This window comes from Streptomyces albidochromogenes (genome assembly GCF_005981925.1).
Taxonomy (GTDB): Bacteria; Actinomycetota; Actinomycetes; order Streptomycetales; family Streptomycetaceae; genus Streptomyces; species Streptomyces albidochromogenes.
In genome coordinates this window covers 1-8,408 of sequence record NZ_VBVX01000278.1, presented here as the reverse complement: position 1 = coordinate 8,408, position 8,408 = coordinate 1, and the positions used below count along the sequence as shown (strand labels likewise).

General features: G+C 71.3%; 7 protein-coding genes. 4 read left to right on the top strand and 3 right to left on the bottom strand.

What is annotated here, in order from left to right:
- From E2E34_RS27140 to E2E34_RS27130, 3 genes are all read left to right on the top strand, one after another.
- Positions 1-1,212 (top strand): alkaline phosphatase D family protein (locus tag E2E34_RS27140; protein ID WP_138904544.1); only part of this gene is annotated, 1,212 nt, incomplete at its 5' end.
- 284 nt (positions 1,213-1,496) lie between these two features.
- Positions 1,497-2,492 carry a zinc metalloprotease gene (locus tag E2E34_RS27135; RefSeq protein ID WP_244316153.1) on the top strand — a complete coding sequence of 332 codons (996 nt, stop codon included), beginning with the start codon at positions 1,497-1,499 and terminating at the stop codon, positions 2,490-2,492.
- A gap of 24 nt (positions 2,493-2,516) precedes the next feature.
- On the top strand, positions 2,517-4,121 hold the full coding sequence (locus E2E34_RS27130; protein ID WP_138904543.1) for a serine/threonine-protein kinase: 1,605 nt from the start codon (positions 2,517-2,519) through the stop codon (positions 4,119-4,121).
- 10 nt (positions 4,122-4,131) lie between these two features.
- Here E2E34_RS27130 and E2E34_RS27125 read toward each other — a convergent pair whose 3' ends face one another.
- Positions 4,132-4,701: a dienelactone hydrolase family protein gene (locus E2E34_RS27125; protein ID WP_138904542.1), complete on the bottom strand. Its 570-nt coding sequence runs from the start codon at positions 4,699-4,701 to the stop codon at positions 4,132-4,134.
- A gap of 30 nt (positions 4,702-4,731) precedes the next feature.
- Here E2E34_RS27125 and E2E34_RS27120 point away from each other — a divergent pair, with 30 nt between their 5' ends.
- The gene (locus E2E34_RS27120) at positions 4,732-5,823 is read left to right on the top strand and encodes a mechanosensitive ion channel family protein (RefSeq protein WP_138904541.1); all 1,092 of its coding nucleotides are present in this window, start codon (positions 4,732-4,734) and stop codon (positions 5,821-5,823) included.
- Between the two features lie 25 nt (positions 5,824-5,848).
- Here the strand turns inward: E2E34_RS27120 and E2E34_RS27115 are convergent, their stop codons facing one another.
- Positions 5,849-7,435, bottom strand: coding sequence for a Na+/H+ antiporter (locus E2E34_RS27115; protein ID WP_138904540.1), 1,587 nt, complete (start codon positions 7,433-7,435; stop codon positions 5,849-5,851).
- Positions 7,436-7,488: 53 nt separating this feature from the next.
- On the bottom strand, positions 7,489-8,408 hold a 920-nt coding region (locus E2E34_RS27110; RefSeq protein WP_138904539.1), incomplete at its 5' end, for a glycoside hydrolase family 5 protein.

Below are 8,408 nucleotides of genomic sequence, written 5' to 3'. Positions count from 1 at the left end.
GCCGACGCCGCCACACCCGGGGTGCGCTTCGGTGTCGTCTCGTGCGCCAACTGGGAGTCCGGCTACTTCTCCGCGTACCGGCACCTCGCCGCCCGCACCGACCTGGACGCGGTCCTGCACCTCGGCGACTACCTCTACGAGTACGCGACCGGCGGCTACCCCACCGCCCCGTACGTCGTACGGCAGCACGAGCCGGCCCACGAGATCCTCACGCTCGCCGACTACCGCGTCCGCCACGGCAAGTACAAGACCGACGCCGACCTCCAGGCCCTGCACGCCACGCACCCGGTCATCGCCATCTGGGACGACCACGAGATCGCGAACGACGCCTGGTCCGGCGGCGCCGAGAACCACACGCCGGGCGCGGAGGGCGAGTGGGCCGCGCGGGTGGCCGCCGCGAAGCAGGCGTACTTCGAGTGGATGCCGGTCCGCGCCTCGACCGAGGGCACGGTCTACCGCCGGCTCCGCTTCGGCAAGCTGGCCGATCTGCACCTCCTCGACCTGAGATCCTTCCGCTCCGAGCAGGCGAAGGTCGGCAGCGGCTCGGTGGACGACCCGGAGCGCACGCTCACCGGCCGCGCCCAGCTGGACTGGCTCAAGTCGGGTCTCGCGTCCTCCGACGCCGCCTGGAAGCTGGTCGGTACGTCGGTGATGATCTCGCCGGTGGCCTTCGGGTCCATGCCGGCGCATCTCCTGGAGCCGCTGGCCGAGTTGATGGGGCTGCCGAAGGAGGGTCTCGCCGTCAACGTGGACCAGTGGGACGGCTACACCGACGACCGCAAGGAACTGATCAGCCACCTCAGGGACCGGGGCATCAGGAACACGGTCTTCCTGACCGGTGACATCCACATGTCGTGGGCCAACGACGTGCCGGTCAAGGCCGCGACGTACCCGCTGTCGGCGTCGGCGGCGACCGAGTTCGTCGTCACGTCGGTGTCCTCGGACAACCTCGACGACCTCCTGCACGTCGCGCCCCAGACCGTCTCACTGGTCGCCTCGACGGCGATCAAGGCCGCCAACCGCCATGTGAAGTGGCTGGACATGGACTCCCACGGCTACGGCGTCCTCGACGTCACGAGCGAGCGCTCGCAGATGGACTACTACGTCGTCTCCGACAAGAGCCGGCAGGACGCGACCACGCGGTGGACGCGCTCGTACCGCACGCTCAGCGGAACGCAGAAGGTCGAACGGGTGAACCAGCCGGTGCGCTGACCGTCGATTTTCAGCCATCTCGGGGCCTGTTACGGGCAGATCACGCCAGGAGGCGGGTGGCGTCAATTCGCCATCCGAATGCGGACACACCACCCGCCTTCACGGCCCCGACCCTTACCTGCGGATCTCAAAGTCTGGACCAGGCCGAAACTTTTCGCCTCGATGCCCTAATTGATCGATGAATTGATTGGGCTTGATCGCTTCTCTTCAAGATCTGACATGGACACATAACCTCCGGGCAGCGGCGGGGAACCCACCCCCGTCCACCCCCGCGAGGAGTCAACATGCGTGCTCTTGCTCGTATATCCCCCCTTCTGCGCAAGCGTTTCATCGGCACGGCGGTCATGGCCGGAACACTGGCCCTGTCCACCCTGTCCGCCCCCGCAGGCGTCGCCGTCGCCAAGGCGCCCGCCGACAAGTGCGTCGAGGAGACCGGCGTGAGCGCCGCCCGTGAAGCGCGGCCCTCCGGCGACCAGCACGCCCACGAGCCCAACGAGGTGACCGCCGCCAAGGCCAAGGCCATGGACGCGGACCTGCGCAAGAGACTCGACAAGCTGCGCACCTCGGGCGGCGCGACCGCCAGGGGCTTCTCCGCCACCGCGGTCACGACCATCCCGGTGTACTTCCACGTCGTGCACAGCGGCAGCACCGGCAAGCTCACGGCGACCGACATCAACAACCAGATGGCGGTCCTCAACTCGGCCTTCGGCGGCCAGGGCACCGGGAACGTCAACTCCAACTTCCAGTTCACGCTGGCCGGTACCGATTACACGGACAACGCCTCCTGGTACAACCTGGCGTCCGGTTCGACCGCCGAGAAGCAGATGAAGTCGACCCTGCGCAAGGGCGGCGCCGGCGCGCTGAACTTCTACACCGCCAACCTCAGCGGCGGCCTGCTCGGCTGGGCGACCTTCCCGAGCTCGTACAGCTCCAGCCCGAGCATGGACGGCGTCGTCGTCCTCGACAAGTCGCTCCCGGGCGGCAGTTCCGCCAACTACAACGAGGGCGACACGGCCACCCACGAAGTCGGCCACTGGATGGGGCTCTACCACACCTTCCAGGGCGGCTGCAACGGCAACGGCGACTACGTCACCGACACCCCGGCCGAGAAGAGCGCCGCGTACCAGTGCCCGACCGGCCGTGACTCCTGCGCCAGCAAGACCGGCGTCGACCCGGTCCACAACTTCATGGACTACACGTACGACAACTGCATGTACCAGTTCACCGCCGGCCAGGTCACGCGGATGACTGACAGCTGGACCGCGTACCGCGCCGGCTGACCGAGGGTCCTCTACCCTGGCGCCATGAGCGGGCCGGGGGACATCGGGGACATCGTCGACGGGCGTTTCGAGCTGCTGGAGCGGCTCGGCAGCGGGGGCATGGGCACGGTGTGGCGCGCCCGCGACACCGCCCTCCACCGCGAGGTCGCCCTGAAGGAGGTCCGGTCCTTCGGCCCGGAGCCGGCCGGTGGCGCCGAGGCCTCGCGCATCCTGCGGGAGCGGGTCATGCGCGAGGCCAGGGCGCTGGCCAGGATCAGCCACCCCCACGTGGTGACGATCCATCACATCGTCGACGACGAGCCGCACCCCTGGCTCGTGATGGAACTCCTGCCGGGCCGCACCCTCCAGCACCGCCTGGAGGAGGGGCCCCTGCCGCCCCGGGAGGCGGCGCGCACGGGCCGCGAGATCCTCGCCGCGCTGCGCGCCGCCCACGCCGCCGGAATCCACCACCGCGACGTGAAGCCCGCCAACGTCCTGCTGCGGGCCGACGGCCGGGCGGTCCTCACCGACTTCGGCATCGCCGCCGTCCGGGACTCCACCCCCCTGACGATGACCGGTGAGGTGATCGGCTCCCCCGAGTACATGGCGCCCGAGCGCGTCCGGGGCTCCGCCGACGTCCCGGCGTCCGACCTGTGGTCGCTCGGCATGACGCTGTACGTCTGCGTGGAGGGCGTGAGCCCGATGCGCCGCGGCAGCACGCTGGCCACCCTGGCCGCCGTGCTCGACGACCCCGTTCCGCCGCCCCGGCAGGCCGGGCCGCTCGGTCCGGTGCTGGCGGAGCTGCTGGTACGGGACCCGGCCGCGCGCCCGGACGCCGAGCGGCTCGACGCGCTGCTGGCCGCCGCCGAGGCCGGCCGTCCCCAGGCCCCGCCGCCCGCGCCCGTACCGCCGTCGCCGACCCGGACCGACACCCCGAGGCCCGCGCCGCCCGCGCCCGGGGCGTCGCACACCCCGCACTCGCTGCCGACCGTCGGCCGCGGGAACGGCGGCGGCGACAGCTCCGCCACGGTGACTTCGCCGCGCCGCGGCCGGGCGCCGCTGGCCGCCGCCGCCGCTGTGGTCGCGCTGGCGCTGCTGGGCGTCGCGGCGTACGCCGTGCTGAAACCGGACGCGGAACCGGCGGGCCGAGCGGGCGGCAACGGCGCCACCGCGGTCACCGCGAGCACGACCCGGGCCACGGCGGCCTCGCCGTCCCCTTCCGCCTCGCCGACCGCTTCCGCCTCACCCGCCCCGTCGACCCCGCGGGTCACGACCTCCGCGCCGGCCACGGTCTCCGCGCCGCCCGAGCGGCCCCCGGTCGCCGGCAGCTGGGTCGCGCAGCTCCACTCCGAGCCGCTGACCACAGGCCGGGCCGCCCTGGAACGCCGCCTCGCCACCGTCCGGCAGCAGGTGCCGCAGGCCACGGTGCTCCGGAGCGACGACTTCGCCTCGCTCCGGCCCGGGTACTGGGTGATCCACGCCGCCGGGCCCTTCGCCGACGGCCACGCCGCGCTGTCCTTCTGCGCCGCGCGCGGCCGTACGACGCCCGACCAGTGCCTCGGCCGGTGGATCAGCGACGACGCGGCGGACCGGACCTACCTGTGCCGTCCGCCGGCGAGCGCCCCGACCGGACGCTGCACGCGCCCGTAGCCGCCCGGGACTAGAGCGTCGCCAGGAATCCGGCCGCGACCTTCCAGGTCTGCGCGGCGGCTTCGGCGTCGTAGTCCGGCAGGTCCGGGTCGGTGTAGAGGTGCCCGGCTCCCGGATAGCGATAGATCTCCACGTCGGCGCCGATCCGCCCCATCCGCAGGTACCAGGCGTTCAGCCAGTCGTCGGACTCGAAGGGGTCCGGTTCCGCGACGTGCAGCTGCACGGGCAGCTCCTGCACGGCGGCGTCGTCCGCGATGTCCGAGGTCCCGTGCAGAAGCAGCAGGCCACGGGCCTTCTCGTCGCCGAGCGCGAGGTTCTGCGCGACGGACCCGCCGAAGGAGAAACCGGCGTACACGAGACCGTTCTCGGAGTGCGGGGCGGCGGCGAGGACGGCGCGGCGCAGGAGCTCGTCCCGGCCGATGCCGTCCTTGATCGCCATGCCCTCCTCCACGGTTTCGGCAGTTTGCCCCTCGAAGAGGTCGGGCACGTGCACCTGGTGCCCGGCGGCACGCAGCCGCTCTGCTGCGGCGTGCACCGCCGGGCGCAGACCGTAGACGGAGTGGAAAAGCATGATGTCCATCCCGCCATCCTCCCATTGAGCGTCGGAGTCATGGAGAACGTACTGCGCCCGTTGATCGTTATCGGTGGCTCGGTCGTGCTCACGCTGGTCGTCGGCTGGGCCGCCGACCTTCTGCTGCGCCGGACCGATGCCCGCCACCACGAGACCCCGCTGTGGGGCCTGCTGCGCCGCTGCCGCGTGCCGCTGCAGGTCCTGATCCTCACCGCCGTCCTGAGAGGGGCGTACGAGAAGACCGCCCTGGCGATCGTCCAGGACCACCGGGCCGGCATAGGCCAGGTGCTGTCCCTGGTGCTGATCGGGGCCGGCGCCTGGCTGGTGATACGGATCGCCTCCGCCGTCGTGGAGTCGTCGTACGCCCGCTACGCGTCCTCGACGCGCGATCCGGCCCGGGTCCGGCGCGTCCGTACCCAGGTGACGCTGATCATGCGGATCGTCACCGCGGTCGTCGCGGTGGTGGCGGCGGGCGCGATGCTGATGACCTTCCCGGGCATGAAGGCGGTCGGCACGTCGATGCTGGCCTCGGCCGGAATCATCGGCATCGTCGCCGGTGTCGCGGCCCAGTCGACCCTCGGCAATCTCTTCGCCGGCTTCCAGATCGCCTTCGGCGACATGGTGCGCATAGGGGACACCGTGGTCGTGGACGGTGAGTGGGGCGTGGTCGAGGAGGTCACGCTGACGTTCCTGGCCGTACGGACCTGGGACGAGCGGCGGATCACCATGCCGGTGTCGTACTTCACCAGCAAGCCGTTCGAGAACTGGTCGCGCGGCGGCGCCCAGATGACCGGCACCGTGTTCCTGCACCTCGACCACACGGCGCCGGTGGATCTGATGCGCGAGAAGCTCCAGGAGATCCTGGGCATGTGCAAGGCGTGGGACGGCCGGGACTGGAGCCTGGCGGTCACCGACACGACGCCGAACACCCTGGTGGTACGGGCGGTCGTCACCGCCAAGGACGCCGACGACGTGTGGACGGTCCGGTGCACGGTGCGCGAGCAGCTGATCGCCTGGCTGACCGAGAAGCACCCGTATGCGCTGCCGCGCATAGCCACCGCCGCCGCCGAACGCCCCCCGAACGGCAAGCCGCCGGTGCCCGACGAGGAGCCGCGCACCGGGCGCGGTTAGACCCCGCCCCCGAGGTGGTGGACCGCTAGCGGAGGCTGCGCACGTCCAGGTGGTGCAGCACCCGGTCCACCACCTCGGGGTCGGCGCCCGGCTCGCTGCGCGCGGAGAGCACCTCGTGCCGCGCGGCCGACATCATCTCGCGCTGGATCCGGTGCACCGACTTGACCCGCTCGGCGCGTTGCGCGAACGCCTCGCGCCGCTCGTCGTCCACGACCTCCGGGCTGATCCTGGCCCCGATGTCCAGCGCGCCGCGCTGCAGCCGGTCCAGGACGTCGTCGGGCAGGTCCTCGACCTCCTGGATCTCCTTGAGCCTGCGCTTGGCGGCCTTAGCGGCCCGTACCGCCAGGTCGTGTTCGAGTTCGCGCTCCGCCCCGGTGTCCGCGCGTACGCCCAGCAGCCGCACCAGGCGCGGCAGGGTGAGCCCCTGCACGAGGAGGGTGGCCATGATGACGGAGAACGCGATGAACACGATCTCGTCGCGCGCCGGGAACGGGGCGCCGTCCTGGGTCCTGAGCGGAATGGCGAGCGCCAGCGCGACCGACGCCACGCCCCGCATCCCCGACCACCACATGACGACCGTCTCGCGCCAGCTGACGGGAATGTCCTCGTCGTAGTCGCGGAGCGTGTGCAGCCGTTTGGCCAGCCAGGTCGCGGGCAGCAGCCACGCCAGCCGTACGCCGACGACCACCGCGACGACCGCCGCGCCCCAGCCGAGCATCTCGCCGAGGCGGCTCTCGGCCGTCCCGAAGACGTTGTGCAGCTCGAGTCCGATGAGGCCGAAGGCGATACCGGTGACCAGGGTGTCGACGATCTGCCAGAAGGTGTTCCCGGCGAGGCGGCCGAGTACGTCGTCGGCGTCGACGGCGTGCTCCGCGAGGTACAGCGCGATGACGAGCACGGCGAGCACGCCGGACCCCTTGAACTCCTCGGCCAGTACGTAGGCGACGAAGGGCGCCAGCAGCGTCAGGCTGATCTGCAGCGTCGCGTCCCCGAGGTAGCCCATCAGCCGTTCGGTGATCCAGCCGAGCCCGAACCCGACGGCCACGGCGACGAGGGCGGAGAGGAAGAAGTCCCCGACCGCGTTCGGCCAGGAGAACGTGCCGCTCACGGCCGCCGCGATCGCCACGTGGTAGAGCACGATGGCCGTCACGTCGTTGAACAGCCCCTCGCCCTCCAGAATCGACACGAGCCGCCGCGGCAGCCCCAGCGACCCGGCCACGGCGGTCGCCGCGACCGGGTCGGGCGGGGCGACGAGCGCGCCCAGCGCGATGGCCGCGGCGATCGGCAGCCCCGGGACGAGGGCGCCCGCCACCGCGGCCACCGCCGCCGTCGTCACGAAGACGAGCGCCACCGCGAGCAGCAGGATGGGCCTGATGTTCGCGGCGAACTGCCGCCAGGAGGTGCGCTGCACGGCCGCGTACAGCAGGGGCGGCAGGACCAGCGGCAGGATGTACTCGGGCGGGACCTCGACGTTCGGTACGAACGGCAGCAGCGCCAGGACGATCCCGGCGACCGTCATGAGCACCGGAGCCGGCAGCCCGAGACGCTCCCCCAGGGGCACCGTCACGACGGCTCCCAGCAGCAGCAGGAACAGCAGGGCCAACTGGTCCACGGCGCACCCTCCGGCGGTTGGGCATCTCGACGATCAAGACCCCAAGGGTGCCACTACTCGCGGATCCGCTGGCGGATCCAGACTCCGGCTTCCTTCAGCACGCCGGTCCCCGCCCAGGTGTCGCCGTCGCAGGTGCCCGTCTTGAAGACGGCTCCCGAGCGGTGGTCGTCGGAGTAGTTCCAGTTGGTCCAGGAGATCTTCTTGCGCTTCATCAGGTCGAGGAAGCGCTGGGACTGGGCGAAGTCGTTGGCGCCCTCGCCCGCGTAGTCCTGCGTGCCGAACTCGGTGACGAAGACGGGGAGCCGGTCGGAGGCGCGGTTGAGGGCGTCGAGGTACTCGCCCCGGTGCGAGGCCGCGTAGAAGTGGAAGGTGTACATGATGTTGGAGGCGTTCACCGGGTTGCGGACCACCTCCTGCTCGTCGGCGCCCTCCGAGACCCCGAACGACGACCACGCGCGCGTACCGACCAGGACCACGGCGTCCGGGTCCTGCGCCCTGATGACGGGGATGATCTTCTCGGCGTACGCCTTGATCTTCGGCCAGCTGACGCCGGAGGGCTCGTTGGCTATCTCGTAGAGGACGCCGGGGTTGTCCTTGTACTTCTTCGCCATCGCCGTGAAGAACGTCCTGGCGCGCGCGAGGTTGAAGTCGGGGTCGCCCGGGTCGAGCATGTGCCAGTCGATCACGGCGTACATGCCGCGCCGGTGGGCCCCGTCGACGAACTTCTGCGCGAGAGCGGTGAAGCGCTGCGGGTCGGTCTCGTAGCCGCCCTCCTGGACGTACGTCGACACGCGCAGGACGTCGGCGCGCCAGTCGCCGGCCAGGGCGTCCAGCGATCCGTCGGTGAGGCACCGGGCGTACCACTGGGTGCCGTGGGTGCTCATGCCGCGCAGCTGGACGGCCCTGCCCTGGTCGTCGCAGAGCTGGCGGCCGCAGACCTTGAGCTGTCCGGCGGCGGAGACGGGGGTGGGGG